This window comes from Parapedobacter sp. SGR-10 (assembly GCF_011030405.1).
Lineage (GTDB): Bacteria > Bacteroidota > Bacteroidia > Sphingobacteriales > Sphingobacteriaceae > Sphingobacterium.
In genome coordinates, this window is the sequence record NZ_JAAJTJ010000030.1 from 17,879 (window position 1) to 41,146 (window position 23,268).

Consider the following 23,268-nt stretch of genomic DNA (forward strand, 5'->3'; position numbering starts at 1 on the left):
GGATAAAGGATGGAAGTAACTTAAAAATATATTAATATAAAAACTATGAAGAAAGTGAAAATTTGGAGTTTATTCTTGGTGATGATGGGTACCTGTATGTTGTATGGTAAAAATAAGGAGTCTATAGTAACTGTAGCAGATATCCAAGAAAAAGTATTGTTGTATGTTTCTTTTAAACAAATCGGGACAGGTACAGGAAAGGATGAAGCCAATGCCGCAGATTTTTTGAACGGAACGTTTTGGAATAGTGTCAACGTACACCTACAAAAGAAACCGGTAGAAGTCATCTTTTTGCCGGGCAATTACAGCAGGGCATATACCCAAAAGCCGCTTACCTTACAAGGTATAGGCAATGAGAAAAACCAATTGACTATCTCAGGTGTTGCTGATCGCACTATTTTTGAAGCCGTTGTATCCGGCAACCCGGATAAAATGAAAGGAGTGATGGTAGATGTTGTCGACTCACAGCATATTCTTATTAAAAATTTATCTTTTACGGGCAATGGTAAACTAGGATATGCGCTGAGGATACGTTCTACCAAAGGACAAGAAACCAAAAATATAATCGTAAGTGATTGTACCTGGTTGGATATGAGAGGAATAGTCTATGGTACTACAGGTGTTCATCAAGCCGGAACACGCTACGTGACCTACAAAAACTGTACATTCAAACGAGTGGGAATAGACAGTCATTCGCACCATATTTACAATGCGTATAACCCCTCCCATATCTATGTCTTGGATAGTCACTTCGAAGACTGTACAGGAGACTATGTCCGGTTTAGGGATAGTACAGACTTTTGTGTGGTCAAAGGATCAAAATTTGTACGGAATAAGGATTTCCCTTCTTACCCTTTTATTTCTATGCCCAACTTCAACAAAAAAAGAACGGAAAGTTTTGCCTCCAATTATGCATTCACAGACAATGACTTTATCAATAATGGGGACAATGTCATCCGAAATGCGATAGCACTTCATCATTATGGGTTTGATAGACCGGGCTTTAATTATCTATTGACCGAAAAAGAAGGAAAAATGCTTTCTGAAGGCTCTCCTTCGGATAAAAAGAAAATTCTTAAGGACAATTTTGGTATATATCCAGACCTGATCCGCGTATATAACAATCGATTTTCGGGCAAAATTACAAATAAGGTTGCCGTCGGTAGTTTTCCCGCATATGGAGCTACTTCCAAAGGATGGAAAGGATTTGGAGATATCTATGAGATAGTCAGACAAAGTGATTCTCCTTTTGATTGGGAAAAGAACGAACAGAAATATTTGGTAAATAAATAGTGTATAGGAAATAATTAAATTAAAAAATGATAACTACTTAAAACTTAATGATATGAAAAAAATCACATTATTTTTGTCAATAGTTTTTGGTCTGACGACCATAGAGTCAAAAGCGCAATGGGCAGAGACCGGAAATTTGAAGAATGTTACCTGGGAATATAGTTTTACAGGTAGCGGTACGGTAACGAGTGAAGGAAAAGGACTAGAAAAAACGTCTACTCCTGCCCAACAGGATTTTTTGCCTAAGCCTCCTTCAGGTGAGGTCAAGATCATAACAAATGAAGAGACAGGGCAGGGAAAAAGTTCATTTGCACTGAATGCCAATGGTGCAAATTCTGGTTTGACATTGGGCCATTCAAGTGGTAAAGGGCTTGCACCGGCAGCGGCTAAGTTTGTAGCGAAGGACTTTGCTGCTAAATCAAAAGTAATGAGCGTACATTTCACGCTTACGCCAAATAGTACGGCAGAAAACAATCAAGCGATTTGGTATTTCGTCGTGGGGGCCAGTAAAAACAGTAGCATCACTGGCAAGGGAGCGCCTCCCATCACCGGGTACACGACGAGTGACAACAGCATTTACACTTTATTTAGGCTTAGGAAGACAAAGGCCGGCGGTCCTTATGGATTGCAAGTGAGGTATAATAGCGGTGACGAAAAGAAATGGGGATGGCAAAGTGTACCTGCATCCTTATTGACCAACGGGAAAGAAGCTAAGATAGATTTATTCTTTAATAATTCGGACAAACCGCAATCCTATACTTTCAATGGAGAGACTAAAAGTTTACCGGCAGAAGCTTATCATGTATATATAAATAATGAGCAAAAAGGAGCAACATTGCAGTCTATGGCGCGTAACTATTCGCCACAGGACAAATCTATCGGGTACACAAAGGATTTGGAAGCTTTCAGCATTATGTCGCGTGAAGGGGCTCATTCGGGTGAAAAAAATGCAGAAGGAAAATTTATATACGACAGTTCAGCATCTTTAACGATCAACAATCTTAAAGTGATCCATCTCGCGAAATAAATAGAGCAGTTTGTTTTTTTTAATATGTTAAGTACAGGCGTGATGTGTGCATGAGCATGGCACACGCCTGCCTACTGATAGGTAGGCAGGTTGCGTGTGCCTTCTTTAAAAAAATATTCAATGAGAAAAATCAATCTATTACTGTTATCCCTTTTTGCCTTTTCGATTTCGGCACAAGAACTGGCAGTAATGCCTAAAGAAAATTTTAAGATTACCAATTTAGGCCCACAGTTGACCGATGTATCGCTGCAAGGGAGCATCTTTGCCAAGGGGCCCAACGGTAACCTGTTGATCTATACAGTTACGAGGGGTACTCCTGCACATCTGGTTGCTTTTGACGTAGCTACCCGCCAGCTGGAGGCAGATTTGCCTTTGCCAAAAGTGGATGGATCATGGGATGTGGAGGTCAGTTCGACAGATGTGATCTATATTGCCGGTGGTGCGGGAGGGCTTTTATACAAACATGTCCCCGGCTCGGGCAAGGTAGAAAATCTAGGGAAAGTGTTGGGAACGGAAAATTATTTATGGGATTTGGCCGCCGGAGAAAATGGAGAAATATATGGGGCTACGTACCCCAATTGCCGTGTCTTTAGATACCATCCGGACGAAGGTATTACGGATTTTGGAAACGGCCCTTTGATGGAAGGTGAAAACTATGTAAGAGGATTGGCCTACAGTCATGCCGAACAGAAGATATATGCAGGTATCGGTGCACATGCACATCTGATAGAACTTGACGTGAAGTCCAAGTCTAAAACAAATATATTGCCGGTCCAATATAGCTCATCAAAATTTGTCTATGACATAGGCCATGTCAAAGGGCTAAAATCGGGTGACAGGATTTATCTCAATGTGACGGGTGGGACGGCCAAAAATATATTGGTTTACAATATCACGAAAAAGGTTTACGAAGATGAGTTGCCCACCTTTAACGTAAAAACTGTTATTAAAGATCCACATTCACAAAAGGTGTATTATGTGCGGAATGGTAAGTTGATGCTGTTGGATTATGATTTTCCAAACCCCGTACCGGTAGAAATAGCCGACTTTAGGGGAAGTCCCCGAGCCTCTGCATGGAATGAAAAAGGTCAGCTTGTCTTTTTAAATACATATCAGCAAATCGTAGTGTTCGACCCGGGGTCAGCAAAAAAGGAATCCTACTCCTTAAAAGTGCCACCTCAGCCTATCGCTTTGACCTATATTGATATGGGACCGGACAAGAGAATCTGGTCGGGGGGATATTTGAGCGGTAATAATGCGGCATTTGATATAAACAAAAATGAACCTACGGTGTACAAAGGTCTATCTCAGACAGAGAGTGCTACGAAATTAGGATCCAAAATATATTTTGGTAACTATCCTAAATGCAGATTTCATGTGTACGACACTTCTTCGGAATGGAATATCAAACAAAAGAATCCGAAATTGATAGGAACTTCTGAAGGTCAAGACCGACCCTTTGGGGCGCTGGCGGTTCCAAGCTTAAACAAAGTGTTTTTTGGTACAGTGCCGGATTATGGAAAAAATGGAGGAAAGTTGATAGAGATTGACGGAGCTACGGACCAAATCGTCAATCAGGTGAGCGTTGTGGACAATCAATCAGTAATCACATTGGCGTATCAGGATAATATGTTGATCGGAGGATGTTCGATATGGGGTGGTTTAGGCGGTCAGCCCATAGACAAGGAAGCCAAACTGTTTGTGTGGGATCCCGTGAAAAAACAAAAAATAGTTGAAATCGTTCCCGTAGCAGGTGCCAAAGCGATTACAATCCTGATCAATGGTCCAGATGGTTTAGTTTGGGGGTATGCAGGAGGCACATTGTTCAAATTTGATGTAAAGAAGAAGGAAGTTGTATTGACCAAACACATTTTTGATGACAGTAGGGACTCTTTCCTGTGGAGACCGGACTCTTTTGTTGTCCATCCAAATGGAATGATATACGGATCTTTGCAAGGCAGACTCATTGCCTTAGATCCCCAGACACTAGAGGCTAAATCTTTCCAAAAATCAGGAGCAGATGTTATTCTCGGTCTGGATAAGGAATTGTACTATAGATCTGGTAAAGAGCTGTATCGTTTGGATATACTGCGTAAATAAGTAGTAGGCTGTCTAAAAAGTCCTAAATTTCCAGTTCGTCATCCTGAGCATGTCGAAGGATCTCGTTCATAGTGAATGCTTTACTAGAATGAGATGTGTTCGACTTCGCTCAACATGACGACTTTTTAGACACTTCCGAAGCTTAACGTTACTTTTTTATATCTTTAATGGCAAAGTTGAGAGTTTGGCCATTTGAAAACTGCGGAAGTCCTAATAGAAGGAATTCTTATAGAATTGAAATAAAATGCAAACAAAACTATATGTGACCCTTTTCGGTTTAATATTCTTTTGTGCCTGCGATACAAATAAAAATTTATACCGCGCGCTTGATTCGCCAAGGATAGACACCTTGACGGTCGCAGGGGATACCTATCGTGTCAAATGGCTATTGAAAGAAGATTTTGCTTCCGATGAAAGGTTGAAAAATTGGGTCTTAGAAGCCACAAAAGCGGATATGGAAATCAAGGATGGAAAACTTTTTATAACCGATTACGGTATCGGGTCAACATTATGGTATAAAAAGGAATTTCCACCGAATATTATCATTAGATATACAACCCGATCCGAAAAAGGTATGGCGGATAACAAATTGAATTTCAATCATATTTCACATGCTTGTGAAAATGATGGAACACCTTTAAAGATCGGAGAGGAAAGCGGACGTACGGGAGCCTATTCCCAATACCATCAATTTACGAACTATATAGCGACGTTGACATTCAAACACAGCCGGCTCAGAAAGGATCCGGGTTTCAGATTGTTGAGTGATAGTGAGACGCATGCTGTCGAAAACCAACGTTATGAAGTGGTGTATACGGTGCTGCAAGGAAGGCTACGCTATTACTTAAACAATCTAAAGGTACATGATAAGCAGGATCCAGAACCATTAAAAGGTGGAAAGTTCGGGTTAAGAACCTGGAATACCCATGCTTCATGGGATAATATAGAAATAGGGGTCATTTTGTAGAGATGATATCAAATCTTTATCCATCAAGGTCACTCCGTCAATTCGTTTAACGGACACATCAATCAAAGCAGATACATTATAGTATGAATATTAAGCACGTATTAAAATATAGTTTCAAATCTGTCTACCTCACGATGGCATGCTGTTTGTACTTTCTCCACGCTCAATCACAGCCTAAGCCGCAGGACTTGACAAGTGGACTCTCTTTGGATCATGACAATTGGATATACAAGCCGGGAGAGGAGGCTTTTGTCTCCGGTACGGTGAAATATAAGGGGCAGACCGTGGATCAGATAAAGATCATATATGAAATCGGTCCCGAAATGTTGCCTCCGATTATCCGGGATAGCCTGATGACAACAGATGGACGTTTTAAGATCTCGGCAGGAACGATGGATCAGTCTGGTTTTTTGAGATGCGTGGTCCATATGGAATACGGAGAGAAAAAGTATAGAGAAGTCATTACGGCAGCATTTGATCCCTATGCTATACAGCCCACCGTCACGCTGCCTAGTGATTTTATGTCCTTTTGGGAAAAGGCCATAGCAGACAACCGCAAAATACCGTTGGATCCCCAGATGACATTATTGAAAGATCGGTCGACTGATGAGGTGGATATCTATGAAATATCATTCCAAAACTATAAGCCCGGAAGCAGGATATACGGTATCTTGTGTGTCCCTAAGGCTCCCGGGCGCTATCCGGCCATCTTCAATCCTCCCGGAGCAGGGATACATAAGATCAAAGGGTATCCAAATATGGCTAAAGAGGGCATTATTACTTTACAGATCGGGATTCATGGTATTCCGTTGAATATGGAAGAAAGTGAGTATAAAAAATTGGCCAATACTACTTTCAAAAGATATAGGGTAGAAGGGATGAACGATAGGGATACATACTATTTTAAGCGGGTCTATTTAGGATGTGTACGGGCTATTGATTTTATTTATACCTTACCGCAGTTTGACGGGGAGAATATCGCGGCCATGGGAGGGAGTCAAGGAGGGGCACTGACACTGGTTACGACCGCATTGGATAGTAGGATAAAATATCTTGCGGCTTACGCACCGGCCTTGTCCGATTTAACGGGTTATATACATGGTAGGGCCGGTGGTTGGCCACATATGTTTAAGAATGAGCGGTTTCGTACACCAAATGCTATCCATAGTCTGCAGTATTATGATGCGGTGAATTTTGCCAAACATATTCGTGTACCGGGCTTATACAGTTGGGGATTTAACGATGAGACAACTCCACCTACGACGATGTTTTCTGTCTACAATTCCATTGGGGCACCTAAAGAACTATTTATCGAAAAAATTGCCGGACATTGGTATAGCAGGGCACAAATCGCAAAACGAACAAGTTGGCTGCAGGGTAAACTGCTGAAAAAGCAATAGTGAAAAAAATATACATCACATTAAAACTAAAAATCAGTAAAATGAACTTCAAACATCTTTTATTTCCTGTAATGCTGTTTACGGGGCTACTTTTTTCTTCTTCACCAATATTAGCGCAACAGGCTGTTGCCGGCATAGATGTGGAAGATCCCAAGACCGTCACTACAGATGGTGTAGAATTTTCTGTATTGCCCGATAAAAAGGACTGGATATATAAGACAGGTGAAAAACCTATATTCAAGATAAAATTGTTTGTGGATGGACAGCCCGTCGAGAAGGCAGATATGACCTATATGATTGGTCCTGAAAAAATGGAACCTACACGCAAAGGAAAGGTGTCTATAGCGAATGGATATGGACAATTGGAAGGAGAGGTTATGAACGAGCCCGGGTTTTTAAGATGTGATGTACGGGTGCGTGTAAAAAGTAAAATATACAAATCTGTGGCCACGGCCGCTTTTGAACCTGAAGCTATCAAACCTAGTGCAGTCACTCCTTCGGATTTCCACAGCTTCTGGTCGGATGCAATCAAAAAATCGAAGAATGTACCACTGAATTCAAAGCTTACACCTATCGCTGGGAGAAGCAATGATGTGGTAGATGTGTATCAAGCAGAATACGAGTTTTTCAATGATGGTGTCAAAAAGTTTTATGGTGTCCTATGTATTCCCAAAAAAGAAGGCAAATACCCGGCTATTATCCGTTTTCCGGGAGCAGGATGGGCACCCTTATCGGGCGATCCGAAAACGGCCGAAGATGGATTTATAACCCTTGATCTTTATATACATGGGAGACCGGTTATACATGATCGGTCTTATTATGTTGATTTACAGAATAATGAATTGAAAGGATATCAGTATAAAGGTACTTCCGATCGGGATTCGTTTTATTATAAAAATGTGATATTGGGCTGTGTGCGATCTGTAGATCTTATCTATTCACTGCCGCAGTTTGATGGAAAACATATCGGAGGATGGGGCTCTAGTCAGGGAGGTGCATTGTCGATTATCACGACCTCATTGGAAAAACGTATAAATTTTATGGTAGCCCTTTGCCCTGCCATGTGTGATTTTACGGGATACCTCAATAACAGGGCTGGAGGATGGCCACATTTCTTTGCCAAACCTGAGTTGTATCAAGACAACAAAGAACAGGTCATGAAGACATTGTCGTATTATGATGTGGTCAATTTTGCCAAAGATATCAACGTGCCTGCCTATCTATCTTGGGGATTTAATGATGCGACGACTCCGCCGACAACTTGTTTTGTGGCCTACAATATCATGACAGCGCCTAAACAGTTGTATATTATACCCGAAGGGGAGCATAAGATTTATCCTGAACAAAGAAAAAGGACATATAGTTGGCTTAAGCAGAATTTGCGAAAGTAGGCTATCTGCAACTCTTTTTTGAAATATCTGAACGCCGAGATTGAGCGATATAAAGAATAGTATTAGATTTATTTTTCATATATAACGTTAATTTTTTTTAAAAAATAATTAAATCAGTATAAATCGAAACAATATAATATGATGAGTGAAGGTGTAGAAATTATTTCAGTAGACTCTGATTTTGAACGGGAAAAGTTAAGGTATCATTTCGGTTTTAAGGGGGGGTATCTAACCGAGCTTTGGCAAAACATTGTCCAGATCAAAAGTAAAGGAGGGTTTGAAGCTATCGGTATGGCCACGCAAAGTGTGTTGTATGGCGATGCGAATGTGTTTGCTTCTACCTCCGAGGCGGGAGGCAATGCATTGATGTATACCGTGACCAATAAGGCCCTACAGCAAATCATGAACCGTAAATTTGACGACCCTATACAGTTTTTGGATCAGATCGTACCTGAATTGTATGAAACGGCGAAACAGATAACAGCTATAGAACAGCTGAATGTCAACTTTATCTATAATGCACTGTTGAGCGTAGACAATGCCTTGTGGTTGCTCTATGCGCAGGAAAATGGAGTGTCTACGTTTTACGAAATGCTTCCCAAGATTTATCGCGAATGTTTGTCCCATAAGAATGATAAAATTGCGGTAATGTACCAGATATCGTATGATATGCCGTTGGAATACATCAAAAAAGCGGCTGAAGATGGGTATTTTGTATTTAAGGTAAAAACGGGTTTTCCTGGTGATGACGAGGAGATGCTGCAAAAGGATATAGAAAGGCTGACAGAGGTTCATCGTATCTTGAAAGATGTGAGAACCTCTCAAACCGTCAATGGGAAGGTGTATTATACAATGGATGCTAACGGAAGATATCCGAATAAGGCTTTGCTTAAACGATACCTGGACCATGCGAAGGAAATCGGCGCTTTCCCTCAGATCGTACTTTATGAGGAGCCTTTTGTGGAAGAGAACAATGAGGATGTGTCGGATCTGGGGATACTGATTGCAGCAGATGAGTGTGTACATAGTGAGGGAGATGCTTATCGAAAAATTTCCCAGGGTTATAAAGCCTTTGTACTTAAAGGTATAGCCAAGACATTGAGCGAAACATTGAAGATCGCAAAGATAGCATACGAGCACGCTATTCCCTGTTTATGTGCCGACCTCACCGTAAACCCTATATTGATAGACTGGAATAAAAATATTGCCGCGGCACTTCCGCCTTTTCCGGGCATCGGTATGGGACTTATGGAGACGAATGGAGATATGAACTATGTGAACTGGGACATCATGAAAGCCCGGCATCCGCACTTTGGTGAAAAGTGGACAGAAGTTTCAAACGGAGTATTTGAGTTGGGAACCCGCTTTTATGAATGTGGTGGTGGAATTTTTTCTGTATCGGAATATTATAAGAATCTTTTTAAACGCTAATAAAAAAATGAATATGTACTTTGATTTGTCGATAAAACCTTTGAGATGGTGTGCCATCCTGGTTTTTGTAAGTGTATTGCTGCTTCCTAAGGCTCCCATGGCGCAGCAGAAGGCTTTGGAAATAGATATGACCGTGCTGCCCGGTTTGCAGTTTAGCCTGCCGAGGTTTCATGTAAAACCGGGGCAACAGGTCAAGCTAAAATTTAAGAATACGGACGATATGGATCATAATTTTCTTATCGTCAAGCCCGGGAAGCGGGAAGGGGTGGTGAGTAAGGCCCTGGCTCTAGGTGCTGAAGGGCCGAAACAAAACTATGTGCCAAAAGGCGATGACGTGCTATGGCATACAGTCACTCTTCATGATGGTCAGTCCGAGGTGTTGACTTTTATAGCGCCTAAGGAAGAAGGTGTGTATCCATACGTGTGTACGCTGCCCGGACATGGTTTTGTGATGTATGGGGCTATGTATGTCAACTCAACAGGTAAGATGCCACCTATCGAAAAGGACAATAATATTCCTCCGAATAGACAAAAGGCAGAAGCAGGACACGATCACGCCCACCATCAGTCCCACCCTTATGCGTTAAAGGCACCCTATCTGTATCGGACGTATGTCGAAGGGGCTGGCCCTGCAGCTATTGCTGTGCACTTACCGGCTCAACTTTCGTACTGCTGGGATGCCGGGGTATGCAAATTGAGATTCGCATGGCAAGGTGATTTTTTGGATAATACGGCTATTTGGAAAGGGCACAAGGATGCGCGCTCAGTGATTTTGGGCGATGTGTTTTACAGGGAGGACAAGAGGGCTGTCCTGGGAATAGGAGATGTTGCGCAGGAGAAGCCTCGGTTCAAAGGTTATAAAATAGTGGATGGTGGATATCCGGAATTTCATTATGTCATCAATGGCGTAGACGTGTTCGAACTGATAAAAGAACTGAAGAACGGAGGAGGTGTTGTCCGTTCTTTCCGAATCCCACAGCTGAAAGATCAGGTCCGTTTTGCCTACACGCCAACCGATGCGGTACGCTATTACTATGAAGGAAAAGAATTGTCTACAGATATTTTGGAATTGAGTGCTCAGGCAGGGAAGCAATTTGCTGTCGAAGTACGTATGTCGAATTAAGTTTTGTATAGATGAAAAGTTTAATTTTGTTGTCCAGCCTGGTATTCTCGCTGGCTTTATGTCAATCTACGCGAAAAGAAGCGCCGGAATCGTATATAATCGAAACTATCCCTATGCCAGAGGGACTTACAGCCGAAGTAGCCGCTTTGGAATTTTTGCCGGACGGCAGATTGGTGGCTGCCTTTATGCGTGGTGAGATCATGATCTTTGATCCTCAAAAAAAGGAATGGAAATTGTTTGCCACCGGTTTGCAAGAACCTTTAGGAATGTTGGTGGTCGACGAAAATGAACTGTTGGTCATGCAGCTCCCGGAGCTGACACGTATAAAGGACACAGACGGCGACGGGCTGGCAGATTCCTACGAGACGGTGTATGATGGTTTTGGCATGACCGGAAACTATCATGAATTTACATACGGACCTGTGAAGGACAAGCAAGGGAATCTATATATCGCGCTCAATTCCTCGTCGTCCGGCGGAGGGATAGCAGAAGAAGTACGGGGAGAGTTGAACATGGATGGCAAAGGGCAGGGTAGAGCTATGTTTTCCGTGGTACCTTATAGAGGGTGGGTGATAAAGATCACTCCTCAGGGAGAGGTCGTGCCATTTGCTTCGGGATTCCGTTCGCCTAATGGTCTGCTCATCGATGACCATAACCGTTTGTTGGTGACTGACAACCAGGGTGACTGGGTGGGTTCAAGCCACTTGTATCATGTAGAGGAAGGAGGTTTTTACGGTCATCCGGCGAGTCTGGTTTGGGATAAAAACTGGCACAACGGCAATCCTTTTGAGTGGCCTGTCGATTCGTTGAACAATCTAAGGGAAAAACCGACCGTAATTTTCCCACACAATGTTATTGCCAATTCGCCAACGCAACCCCTTGTGATCAGAGAGGGTATGCATATGGATCATTTTAAAGGGCAGTTGATCGTTGGGGAAATGAATACAGAACGTTTGGTCCGGGTCATGCTCGAGGAGGTCAACGGTGTCGTACAGGGAGCCGTGACACCTTTTATCGACGGACAGGGATTGAGAAAAGGCAACAACCGTCTGGCTATTGCTCCCGACGGAAGTCTGTGGGTGGGCCAATCGGATCATGGATGGTTAGGTGACAGAGGAATACAAAAAATAACTGCTACCAATAAAGTCCCGTTTGATGTAAAGGATATCAAACTCGATAAAGATGGTTTTGATCTGACCTTTACAAAAGGTTTTTCTGTCCCGAAAGGAACGGACCTTTCATCATGGCTGAAGATCAAAAAGTATCACTATCATTACCACGCCAAATACGGTTCGGACAGAGTCGATGAGCAGGAGGTCGTGGTGAAAGGATTTAAGCCGAAGGCTGGAAACACTACACTGTCTTTGCAGCTGGACGAGGTAAACGAAGGGTCTATTTATGAAATCACTATAGACACGCTGCTTGCCAAGGGTCAGCAAGATACATTGACTAATAAAATAGTGGCGTATACGGTCAAAAAGGCTAGATAAAAAAACGTTCCAAGCTACACGTACTATCCGTAGGGCAGTACGTGTAACTTGAAAGCATATCCTGTCGCAAGTTTTCCTGCGGAGAGCTCTCCGCTAGCCAGCGGATCGGTTAACGAAGTGTAGCTTGTGACCATTTAGTCGGAACGAAATCATGCACGACGGATAAAGTAACTGGATGAAAGGAGACTTAAAAATGGAACAACAACTAAAAAGAGGGATTATACCAGTGCTGCTGTGTGTTCTTTTGTGTGGTACAGGTCTTTTGGATACGGCCAATGCCGCCAACCGGATACGGGTGGCTACCATTGGTGAGAGGGCACCCACACTGGACAAAAGCGCAGGATACCAAAAGATGGTCCAACAGATGATTGCATTTTGGAAACAGCAGCTGGACCAGGTCATTCACGATAAGCCTGACCTGATCGTCGTGCCTGAGAATGCCGATTTCCCATGGGGACTGACACGTGCGGAAAAAGACGAATACATCAAAGTCCGCAGAAACCAGGTTCTTGATTTCTTTGCCTCTGTAGCGAAATCAACAGGTTCTTATCTGGTTTATAGTATGAACCGCTATGACGAGAAAGGGCTATTGCGAAATACCGGTGTGCTGCTGGGGCGTAACGGGGAAACAGTCGGTATGTATGACAAGAACTACCCCACTATCAAAGAAATGGAGGCAGGAATCAGACCCGGCACACGTGTGCCGATTTTTGATTGTGACTTCGGGAAGCTAGCTATCGCCATCTGCTATGACCTGAACTTTGACGAGTTAAGGGAGCAGTACGCAGCCTTGGATCCGGATGTGATCGTCTTCCCTTCCGCCTATCACGGCGGGTTTGTGCAGAGCGTATGGGCCTATACCTGTCGGGCATTTTTCGTCGGGGCGATCAGTGGCCGGGGGGCGCACTCCCAAGTCAGAAATCCGTTGGGAGAGGTTGTTGCCAGCTCGACAAATTATTTTAATTATGCTGTTGCCGATATAAATCTCGACTACAGAATCGTACACCTTGATTATCACCGGGGGAAACTGAAAGATCTGAAGAAAAAATACGGCAGCACCGTACAGATCAAAGATCCCGGAGAGCTCGGTGTATTGCTTGTGACCAGCGAAAATGAAAGCATCGGTATAGCAGAGATGTTAAAAGAGTTTGGTATCGAAACCGTGGATGATTATTTCAAGCGGTCGCAGCTCGTTAAAAAACAAAATGAACTTTAGGAAGATAAATACCGTCAATTGATCCAGGTTGGCCCGACTTCATTCTTTTGCAATGGCGGAGCCAATAGATTGTTCTTGAGCGGGCTACCTGTATTGTAGTGATAGGCGCTATCTGATCCAAGTGTCAATAGCGGATCTTCTATGGATATTCCAGGTATGTTCTTAAGGCCTTCTACATTCCCGTTAAAAAACAGATTACCCTCATAAATAATTTCTCCTTTGGGTGCTTCTAAGACCTCGATCAGTGGGGTGGTACTGGTATTTCCGATAATCACATTTTGTTTGTAGGTAATATTTTCAACGGGTATAGCCATCTCTACATCGGGCATGCCAGCTACCTGACCTTTCTGGCCGATACATATATTTTTATCATTATCAATAAGCGTATTGTTAGCAATCAAAATATTTTTGGTGGGATAATAGCTCCCTTTTCCGGGATAATTATTCGCGTCGCCCTGATATAAAGTAATGGCAGGCTTGCCTCTTCTTCGGGTTCCCTGTATATAGTTGTTGCGGATGATATGATTCTCTCCGATAACTAGAATTCCTCCCGTATAGTTGTCACGCAATCCCGGAAAGATATAATTGCCCTCTATTAAATTATTGTTGCCATGCCTTATCGTGATGCTTCCCGAAGCTTTGATAAATGTATTGCCGCGAATGATGTTTCCGCTTGATTTAATGTTGATGATTTTGCCTATCCCCAGCATATTTTCGAAGATATTTGATTCAACAACTGTGGCAGAAGAAGATGAAGCATTCGTGCCATCTCCTATGCGAATGGCTATAGCTCCACCCAGGCCAATGCTTGGCATATCTTTGAAATGATTATGATCTATGCGATGGTGATTGGCATCATCCGTCGGGCGCCAGACAATCATAAGTACACTTCTGCTGACTTTCCCCTCAAACAAGCTGTGGTCTACTTGGTTATGCTTCCCATACAATCCTATCCAGACATCGGTTCCGCTTTCTTTGTTAAATTTCGATATCGCAATATTGGTAATGCGGCAGTGATTCGCATGCGTTTTTCCATCTCGGAACTCAATGAGATGAAAATTCCGTGAGGAATGTCCGTTTTTGAAATGAAGCCCCTCCACTATGAGATACTCTCCTGCAAGGCGTAATGAAGATGCTCCCGAGATGATAACCTGTCCTGCTGTTTCGGCCTTTAAAGTGATTGGTTTGTTTTCTGCTCCTCGGCTTTTAAATACAATATCAATGTTGTTCCATATCCCGTTTTTCATAATTATTATGTCTCCCGGAACGGACTTACCGATCGCATCAACAAGCTCCGCTTCATTGGTTACAAAATGCTCGCTTGAAACAAGGCGACGCGGACTAGATGATGTCAATGTTATAAATATCACAAATACAGACAGTAATCGTGTTATATAATGTAAGCTGCTCATATTGTTTTATTATAAAAAATGTGGAATATTTTTAAATACATCTTATTCGTTGGTAAAAGTAACAAATATTGTATTGCCTGAAAATATATTTTAAACTGCCGGCAATATTACTTGGAAACTTAGAAATAAGTTACTACTTTAGTATTTCGGTATCGTTACCGAGATGAAGATGCAGACCGGTTAACGATAATAATTATGATAAAATAGGACCCAAATATTGATGTATGTTTGAATTTAAATTTCGTTTCATTATTCTGATCTGTGCGCTCTTCTGTACAGTGACCTCCCCAAGCATGGCAATAGACGTCAAAGATTTCGGTGCCAAAGGTGATGGAAAGGCAGATGATACAAATGCGATTATCGCCGCGATCAGCGGTGCTGTTGACGGGCATGTGGAATTTACAAAGGGTCTGTATAAGATAAGCAGAACCATTGAGGTCAAGCTCGGTGAGACGGGGCCCTTAAGTATTTCCGGTGCAGGAGGGACAGGGAGTGTGATTATGACGGGCGAAGGGCCTGCTTTTCGATTTATCGGATCACATGAGGGGTCAGCCCTTCCGTCTACGGTCAAGCCGATCGTTTGGGAGAAAGAGAGAATGCCCACAATTTATGATCTGGAAATTATCGGCGCACATAAAGATGCCGATGGGTTGGAATTTCGAAACACCATGCAACCGACAGTAAGAGGACTGCTCATTCGGGATGTTCGCACTGGTGTTCATTTAGTTTCAAGAAATAGAAATATCATTATCGCGGATTGTCATATCTATAATGCAAGTGGTATCGGGATCTTTCTAGATCAGGTCAACATCCATCAATTCATTATCAGCAATAGTCACATCAGTTATTGTAAGCAAGGTGGAATTAAAGTAGCCGGAGGTAATATCAGAAATTTTCAGATCACGGGCAATGATATCGAGTACAACTGTGATCCTGAAGGTATAGTTTCTGCAGACATATGGATAGATTGCAGCAAACCGGGAAGCAGTGTCCGGGAAGGGACTATCTCCGGAAATACCATACAAGCTATCTATAGTCCGAATGGGGCGAATATCCGTTTCATCGGGCAGGAAGGTAATCCGCGCAAGATTGGTCTATGGAGTATTACCGGGAATCATATCAGTGCGCAGGATATTAATATCCACCTCCAGCAGACGCGGGGTATCAACATTACAGGAAATAGTTTTATACGTGGCTTTAACCGTAATATTGTGATCGAAAACAGCGAGAACATCGTTGTGGGTAATAATGTGATGGACCGAAATGAAGATTATTATAGTGCCACCGATTCCACGGCGGTGGGCGGGGTCTCCATTGCTAATTCCCGCAATATCATTTTCAGCAGTAATATTCTAGAAGGGGCGGAAGCCGGAAACGAGCAAGCAGGAGGAGCATTAACGATCAATAATAGCCGTCATATCACCATCAACAATAATCAGATTACCGACCCGAAGTTTCAGGGGATTCATATAAATAATAGTGCTGGAGTTATGGTAAGCGCATGTATGGTGACGGAAAATCGGCAAATTCCAAGAATGTTGTCCGGGATTTTAGTCACCGGAGCATGCCCTGACACCGTGGTTCGCGGTAACCGTGTAGATAACGGTAAGAGCGGGAGGATAAAAAATAAAGCTACAGGTGCGATTATTGAATAATACCCGGATCAAGTTTTTATTGGAATCGATTAATTTTTAAATAACAATTCATGAAAAACCGAGAAAAGAAATTCCTGCTGTCCATGTTGTTGATCCTGATATCGACTATATGTGTGTTGGCACAGTCTTCGACGGAGAAGCTGGTGAGATCCGCAGAAGAGCTCCAGGCTGCTTTCGCAAATGCTTCGCCCGGAGATGTTATCGTCATGCAGGACGGCACGTGGAAAGATATTAATATTCGGGCGAAAGGCAATGGTACAAAAGATAAGCCCATTACCTTAAAGGCGCAAACGTTGGGGAAAGTGATTATCTCTGGAAATTCTTCTCTTTTATTATCGGGGGAATATTTGATTGTCGATGGCCTGCATTTCAAAGATGGAGGAACAACGTCGGGTTACCTGATCCGTTTTAGGGATGAGAAACGCCAACCTGCCAACCACAGTCGGATTACCAATATTGTCGTATCCGAATTTAATAGGCCTGCTGATGGCAAATCAGATGTATGGGTCAATCTGTTCGGTATGTATAATCGGGTAGACCATTGCTTTTTTCACGGCAAGACAAGCCCCGGGCGAATTATGACGATATGGCGGCCTACCGATGCGGAAAACCGCCATCAGATTGATCACAATTATTTTAAGGATGTGCCACTGCTCGGGAAGAATGGCGCCGAGGCTATTGGAGTCGGAGCAAGCAACACCTCGCTGTCTGATTCGTATACTACGATCGAATATAATCTATTCGAGAATTGCAACGGGGAAGGGGAGTTGCTTTCTATCAAATCCGGTCGGAATATCATACGGTCTAATACCGTCGTTCGATCGCAAAGTAGCATCAGCCTGCGTCATGGCAATAATAATCTGGTAGAAGGAAATTTTATCTTTGGCGATCGGGTGGCCCGTACAGGGGGAATACGGCTTACGGGAGAAAATCATGTTATCAAAAATAATTATATCCAGGGATTGAGAGGATCAAGACCTGCCATTGGAATTATTGAGGGGCTGGAGGATTCTCCCCTGCACGGCTATCTGCAGGCAAAAAATATTACCGTTGCGGGAAATACGATGATAGATAATGAGCTGAATTTAGTCGTTGGAGATTTATATAAACCGGAAAAGAAGCAGACGATGCCACTCTTAAATTCAAGTATCAAGAACAACGTTATTGTCGGCATTAATGAAATGTATCCGCTCATCAAGGTAATGGATGAGTCTGTGCATACAACTTATCAAGGAAATATAATTTATAATGGCTTGCTTGTAAAGCAGACCGGCGTGAAATATGAGAATCCCGGATTAATGGTGTCAAATGGGCGCTATATCTATCCGGTCGGGAGTTCCCTTAAAGGAAATATCGTCGAGAGTCCGCTAAAAAGAACCGATGTGGGGCCATCCTGGATCAAGGGGAGATGGTCGGAATTGGGAATCGAAGATATACCTTATGTGAATCACTAACTCGCTTATATTATGAGATACCTGTTTCAATTCATTTTTATTTTTTACCTGGGTCTCCTGAGTAATCTTTACTCTTGCTCGAAAGACAAGGTGACACCACCGGACAAAGAGCAAGTGCTTCCAGAAAAAGAAAAAGAAGACCCGCCGCTCCCTGATGTTCCGGACGAACCAGAGGGGCTGCTCGTCAGTACGGAAGAGGAGTTGAAGACCGCAATTGCACAGGCTGCACCCGGAGATCTTATCCTTATGCAGGACGGAAACTGGAAGGACCTTAACATTATTTTTAAGGGAACAGGTACGCCAGAAAAGCCAATTACCTTGCGGGCGCAGACGGGAGGTCAGGTAGTTCTGTCCGGAAACTCCTCGCTGCGCATGTCGGGCGAATACCTGGTTGTTGACGGTCTGCATTTCAAAGATGGGGAGACGTCCCTTGGTTACCTGATCCAATTCAGGGATGAGAAGCACCAGCACGCCCACCATAGCCGAATTACAAATATTGTCGTATCCGAGTTTAACCGAACTGTAGATGACGGTTCGGATGTATGGGTCAATCTGTTCGGTACCCATAATCGCGTGGATCACTGCTATTTCCATGGAAAGAGAAGTTCGGGTCGGATTATGACGGTTTGGCGCTCAACGGATGCGGCTGATTATCATCAGATCGATCACAACCATTTTAAGGATGTTCCTGTGCTGGGACAAAATGGTGCCGAAGCTATTGGTATCGGTGCGAGCAACACCTCCCTGTCTGACTCATATACGACGATCGAATACAATATATTCGAAAATTGCAACGGTGAAGGAGAACTGCTTTCTATCAAATCCGGACAGAATACGATACGTTATAATACCGTGATTGAATCTCAAGGTAGTATCAGTCTGCGGCACGGTAATAATAACCGGGTCGAAGGAAATTTCATCCTCGGCGGACAAGTGAGGCTCACGGGAGGTATCCGTATCATGGGAGAGGGACATATCATTAAGAATAATTATATTCAAGGTTTGCGGGGCACAAGAGCGGCCCTTTCATTGATCGAAGGGTTAGAAGATTCGCCACTGCATGGTTATTTGCAGATAAAAAATGTGTTGATAGCGGGAAATACATTAGTAGATAATGAGGTAAATATGGTTATCGGCGACCTTTACAATGTCACATCGGGACAAATTATGCCGGTTATATACTCCCTGATGAAAAATAATGTAATAGTAGGCATGAATACGATGTCTAATCTGATTCGGGTGCTGGATGAATCCACTGACATGGCTTACGAAGACAATGTAGTTCATCACGGTGTTTTGAATATTACGGACAAACCGGGAATACGTGTCGAAGACCCCCATTTGCAGATTGGGGCGGATGGGCTGTACCATTATGAGGAGGATAGTCCGTTCAAAGAAAATATTGTCGGACAACCATTAGATAGGAGTGAAGTAGGGCCAGATTGGATGAGCATACCCTAACAAAAGGGCCGAAAGGCTTTTTTTGAAACTTATTTCGTTAACGTTAACGAAATGAAGAATACGTGTAAAGATGACGACGCGAAAACCCGTAATTAATGATAAAAAAGGAGGAAATTTTATGAATATTAAAAAAGTGCTTATTGCCAACCGGAGCGAGATCGCTATTCGAATTAGCCGGGCCTGCAATGAATTGGGGATAGGGACAGTCGCGGTATATACCTTTGAAGACCGTTATTCGCTGCATCGTTATAAAGCAGACGAAGCATATCAGATTGGTAGGGATGAAGAACCGCTCAAACCCTATTTGGATATCGAAGCGATCATCGAAATAGCGAAGCAGAGTGGGGCGGATGCTATCCATCCCGGCTATGGTTTTTTGTCGGAGAATGCCGATTTAGCCCGTCGTTGTGCAGAGGAAAATATGACCTTCATTGGCCCTTCGCCCGAAGTGATGGAGCGGTTGGGCGACAAAGTGAGCGCAAAATTGGTCGCGCAAAAGGCGAATGTACCTATTATTGAAAGTAGCAAAAAAAACCTTGATATGGTCAGCGTGGCGTTATCAGAAGCCGAGCGGATCGGCTATCCCGTCATGCTGAAAGCTGCAGCAGGTGGTGGAGGACGTGGCATGCGGGTAGTACGCAGCGAAGGAGAACTCGAAGTCGCCTATAACAGCGCGCGCAGCGAGGCATTCAATGCTTTTGGAAATAATACGGTGTTCTTAGAAAAATATATTGAAAACCCGCGTCACATCGAAGTGCAGGTCGTCGGGGATCATTACGGCAATGTCGTGCATCTTTATGAACGGGATTGTTCTGTGCAACGCCGTTTTCAAAAGGTGGTGGAGGTAGCGCCGTCAATAAATCTGTCTAAAGAAAGCAGGGATCGGTTGTATCGATACGCTACCTCCATTGCGACGGAGGCTGGATATGACAATGTGGGCACGGTTGAATTTTTGGTAGATTCTGGAGGAGACGTTTATTTTATCGAAGTGAACCCTCGCATTCAAGTCGAACACACGGTTACGGAGATCGTTACCGGGGTTGATCTGATCAAGACACAGTTGTATATCGCTTCGGGATATGCCCTGGGAGATCCCATCGTAGGCTTAGGCGATCAGGAATCTGTCTTGCTGAAAGGATATGCTATACAATGTCGGATTACAACAGAGGATCCTGCGGATGGTTTTAAGCCGGATTACGGCACGCTTATTACTTACCGGAATGCTGCTGGCTTCGGTGTGCGGCTGGATGAGGGCAGCGCCTATCCTGGCATGAAGATCAGTCCGTTCTTTGATTCGATGCTTGCTAAAGTGAGTACATATGGCAATACACTGGAAGAGGCGGCTAGGCGTATGGATAGAGCGTTGAGAGAGTTTCGTATCCGTGGTGTAAAAAACAACATCGGATTTTTGGAAAATCTTATCATGCATCCGATCTTCCTCACCGGAAAGGCTACGGTAGGTTTCATTGCCGATCATCCTGAACTTTTTCAGACGGTGAAAAAGCAGGACCGTGGCACGAAGCTATTGACATTCTTGGGCAACGTCTCGGTCAACGGAAACCCGGATGTGAAGGGAGCGGCCCCACTTCTATCTTCTGCACCAGCGGTTCCACCGGCTTTCAACAGTCGCGGACCTTATGCAGAAGGGACGAAAGATCGGCTTGCTCGGCTCGGACCGGAAGGCTTCTGCAAATGGTTAGCTGAGGAAAAGCGTATACAGTATACCGATACGACTTTACGAGATGCACATCAGTCTTTGTTGGCGACGCGGGTACGCACATATGACATGTTGAAAGTAGCTGAAGGCTTTGCCAGGTCACATCCACAAATGTTTAGTATGGAAGTCTGGGGCGGTGCTACATTCGACGTGTGTCTTCGCTTCCAACATGAGGATCCTTGGCAAAGACTGGCAAAACTACGCCAGGCGATACCGAATATTCTATTACAGATGTTGATACGGGGCTGCAATGGTGTGGGGTATTCCGCTTATCCGGACAATCTGATCGAAGCATTTGTCGAGAAGAGCTGGGAGACGGGCGTGGATCTGTTTCGTATTTTTGATTCGCTCAATTGGATGGAAAATATCGCCCCCTGTATCGAGATGGTACGAAAACGTACCGCAGGGCTTGCCGAAGGAACGCTGTGCTACACAGGGGACATCCTCGATCCGAAGCGGACCAAGTATGATCTTAATTATTACCTGCGTATGGCCAAGGATCTGGAAAATGCGGGTGCACATATCTTGGGGATAAAAGATATGTCTGGTCTGCTGAAACCCTATGCCGCCGAAGAACTTATCAACGGATTAAAAGCGACAGTGAATATTCCGATCCACCTACATACCCACGATACCTCGTCCTTGCAAACAGCGACTTATCTCAAAGCCATAGAAGCAGGAGTCGATGTAGTGGACTGTGCACTGGGGTCGATGTCGGGACTTACTTCGCAACCCAATTTCAACGCCATATTAGAGATGATGCGTTTTCACGAACGGGAGAACCCATTCGATACAGATAGTCTTCGTGCATACAGCGATTATTGGGAGACCGTCCGCACATATTACGCACCTTTTGAATCGGGTATCGTCGCAAGTTCTGCCGAGGTATTTTGGCATGAGATCCCTGGAGGACAATATTCCAATTTGAAACAACAGGCAGCGGCATTAGGATTGGAGGGCCGTATTGACGAGATAAAAGAGAGTTATGCTGCTGCCAACAGATTGTTCGGGGATATTGTGAAAGTAACGCCTAGCTCAAAAGTGGTGGGCGATATGGCACAGTATATGGTCTCTAATCAATTGAACGAACAAGATGTGCTGTCGAGGGGAGAGACATTACCTTTTCCCGATTCGGTAGTGTCCTTTTTTCGTGGTGATATAGGTCAACCGGAAGGGGGATTTCCGGCAAAGTTGCAACATATGGTGCTAAAAGGACAGCCGGCCTATACCGATCGTCCCAATACACATTTACCACCCTTGGATCTAGCAGCCGATTTTAAATCATTTCTGGCACAATACGGACAAGATCTGGTCTTTACCGATTACTTGAGCTACAAGTTTTATCCTAAAGTATTTGTCGAATATCTACAAGCTTACCGCAAGTATGGTGATGTGTCGGTGGTGCCCACGCCCTATTTTCTGTATGGGATGAAACCCGGGGAAGAGACCACTATTGAACTGACCAAGGGAAAAACGTTATTGGTAAAGCTAGTGTCCATTGGGCCACCGGACGGAGAGGGCTGTCGAACCGTATTTTTCAAATTGAACGGCCAGACACGTAACTTGGAAATAAGGGATGTCCATTCTAATGTAGAGAAAAAGGAAAACCGGAAAATAGACAGCGCTAACTCCATGCAGATAGGATCCCCCTTGCAAGGTATGCTATGTGAAATGTGTGTGTCAGTAGGGGATGCGGTGTCTCTCAATCAACCACTATTTGTGATCGAGGCGATGAAAATGGAATCTACGATCACCTCGCCAGTGGAGGGGATTGTTGGACATATCGAGCTTCCGGTAGGTACGCTCGTTAAAACCGAAGATCTCATTGTAGAAATAGAATAATAAGACACAAAAAATGGATAGCATCAGTTTCAAACAACTTTTAGGGCATATTAGAAGAAACGTGCTCTCTCTGTTCGAATCTGGGGTCAATATTTATTTTAGTTTAATTTGGAAATTAAAAAATATTTTGCTTACTTCAAATATCGTTAACGTTTACGGTTGTTCTTGTAGCTGTTCTTTTTATTGAAAAATAACAATTACAAAAAATAATAAGGTGTAAGAGTATAGGGGCTCTGTTAACGTTACCACAAGCTCCAAAGGGTGTTAAAACAAACATTCCCCTTTGCGC

Annotated in this window: 15 protein-coding genes; 14 read left to right on the plus strand and 1 reads right to left on the minus strand. The window is 43.5% G+C overall.

Annotation, left to right across the window (positions count from 1 at the left end; translation table 11 throughout):
• The first annotated feature begins 45 nt into the window (after positions 1–45).
• From G5B00_RS15920 to G5B00_RS15965, 10 genes are all read left to right on the plus strand, one after another.
• Positions 46–1,293 carry a right-handed parallel beta-helix repeat-containing protein gene (locus G5B00_RS15920; RefSeq protein ID WP_163877736.1) on the plus strand — a complete coding sequence of 416 codons (1,248 nt, stop codon included), beginning with the start codon at positions 46–48 and terminating at the stop codon, positions 1,291–1,293.
• A 52-nt stretch (positions 1,294–1,345) separates the two neighbouring features.
• The gene (locus G5B00_RS15925) at positions 1,346–2,320 is read left to right on the plus strand and encodes a hypothetical protein (RefSeq protein ID WP_163877739.1); all 975 of its coding nucleotides are present in this window, start codon (positions 1,346–1,348) and stop codon (positions 2,318–2,320) included.
• 120 nt (positions 2,321–2,440) lie between these two features.
• Positions 2,441–4,420 carry a hypothetical protein gene (locus G5B00_RS15930; RefSeq protein ID WP_163877742.1) on the plus strand — a complete coding sequence of 660 codons (1,980 nt, stop codon included), beginning with the start codon at positions 2,441–2,443 and terminating at the stop codon, positions 4,418–4,420.
• Between the two features lie 244 nt (positions 4,421–4,664).
• Positions 4,665–5,387: a DUF6250 domain-containing protein gene (locus tag G5B00_RS15935; protein ID WP_163877745.1), complete on the plus strand. Its 723-nt coding sequence runs from the start codon at positions 4,665–4,667 to the stop codon at positions 5,385–5,387.
• A gap of 83 nt (positions 5,388–5,470) precedes the next feature.
• The gene (locus tag G5B00_RS15940) at positions 5,471–6,787 is read left to right on the plus strand and encodes an acetylxylan esterase (protein ID WP_240894537.1); all 1,317 of its coding nucleotides are present in this window, start codon (positions 5,471–5,473) and stop codon (positions 6,785–6,787) included.
• 41 nt (positions 6,788–6,828) lie between these two features.
• Positions 6,829–8,178: an acetylxylan esterase gene (locus G5B00_RS15945; protein ID WP_163877748.1), complete on the plus strand. Its 1,350-nt coding sequence runs from the start codon at positions 6,829–6,831 to the stop codon at positions 8,176–8,178.
• A gap of 138 nt (positions 8,179–8,316) precedes the next feature.
• Positions 8,317–9,609 (plus strand): enolase C-terminal domain-like protein, encoded by a 1,293-nt coding sequence (locus G5B00_RS15950; RefSeq protein WP_240894539.1) that lies wholly within the window; start codon positions 8,317–8,319, stop codon positions 9,607–9,609.
• A gap of 7 nt (positions 9,610–9,616) precedes the next feature.
• Positions 9,617–10,732 carry a plastocyanin/azurin family copper-binding protein gene (locus G5B00_RS15955; RefSeq protein WP_163877751.1) on the plus strand — a complete coding sequence of 372 codons (1,116 nt, stop codon included), beginning with the start codon at positions 9,617–9,619 and terminating at the stop codon, positions 10,730–10,732.
• An 11-nt stretch (positions 10,733–10,743) separates the two neighbouring features.
• The gene (locus G5B00_RS15960; RefSeq protein WP_163877754.1) at positions 10,744–12,222 is read left to right on the plus strand and encodes a PQQ-dependent sugar dehydrogenase; all 1,479 of its coding nucleotides are present in this window, start codon (positions 10,744–10,746) and stop codon (positions 12,220–12,222) included.
• Positions 12,223–12,415: 193 nt separating this feature from the next.
• Positions 12,416–13,438, plus strand: coding sequence for a carbon-nitrogen hydrolase family protein (locus G5B00_RS15965; protein ID WP_163877756.1), 1,023 nt, complete (start codon positions 12,416–12,418; stop codon positions 13,436–13,438).
• A 14-nt stretch (positions 13,439–13,452) separates the two neighbouring features.
• Here G5B00_RS15965 and G5B00_RS15970 read toward each other — a convergent pair whose 3' ends face one another.
• Positions 13,453–14,850, minus strand: coding sequence for a polysaccharide lyase 6 family protein (locus G5B00_RS15970; protein WP_163877759.1), 1,398 nt, complete (start codon positions 14,848–14,850; stop codon positions 13,453–13,455).
• Positions 14,851–15,074: 224 nt separating this feature from the next.
• On the opposite strand from G5B00_RS15970, the gene G5B00_RS15975 reads away from it, so the two are divergent.
• From G5B00_RS15975 to G5B00_RS15990, 4 genes are all read left to right on the plus strand, one after another.
• Positions 15,075–16,505, plus strand: a complete 1,431-nt coding sequence (locus G5B00_RS15975) for a right-handed parallel beta-helix repeat-containing protein (RefSeq protein WP_163877762.1) — start codon at positions 15,075–15,077, stop codon at positions 16,503–16,505.
• 50 nt (positions 16,506–16,555) lie between these two features.
• Complete coding sequence (locus G5B00_RS15980; RefSeq protein WP_163877765.1) at positions 16,556–17,959, plus strand: polysaccharide lyase 6 family protein; 1,404 nt, start codon at positions 16,556–16,558, stop codon at positions 17,957–17,959.
• 12 nt (positions 17,960–17,971) lie between these two features.
• Positions 17,972–19,420, plus strand: coding sequence for a polysaccharide lyase 6 family protein (locus G5B00_RS15985; protein ID WP_163877768.1), 1,449 nt, complete (start codon positions 17,972–17,974; stop codon positions 19,418–19,420).
• A gap of 118 nt (positions 19,421–19,538) precedes the next feature.
• Positions 19,539–22,979, plus strand: coding sequence for a pyruvate carboxylase (locus G5B00_RS15990; RefSeq protein WP_163877771.1), 3,441 nt, complete (start codon positions 19,539–19,541; stop codon positions 22,977–22,979).
• Positions 22,980–23,268: the final 289 nt, after the last annotated feature.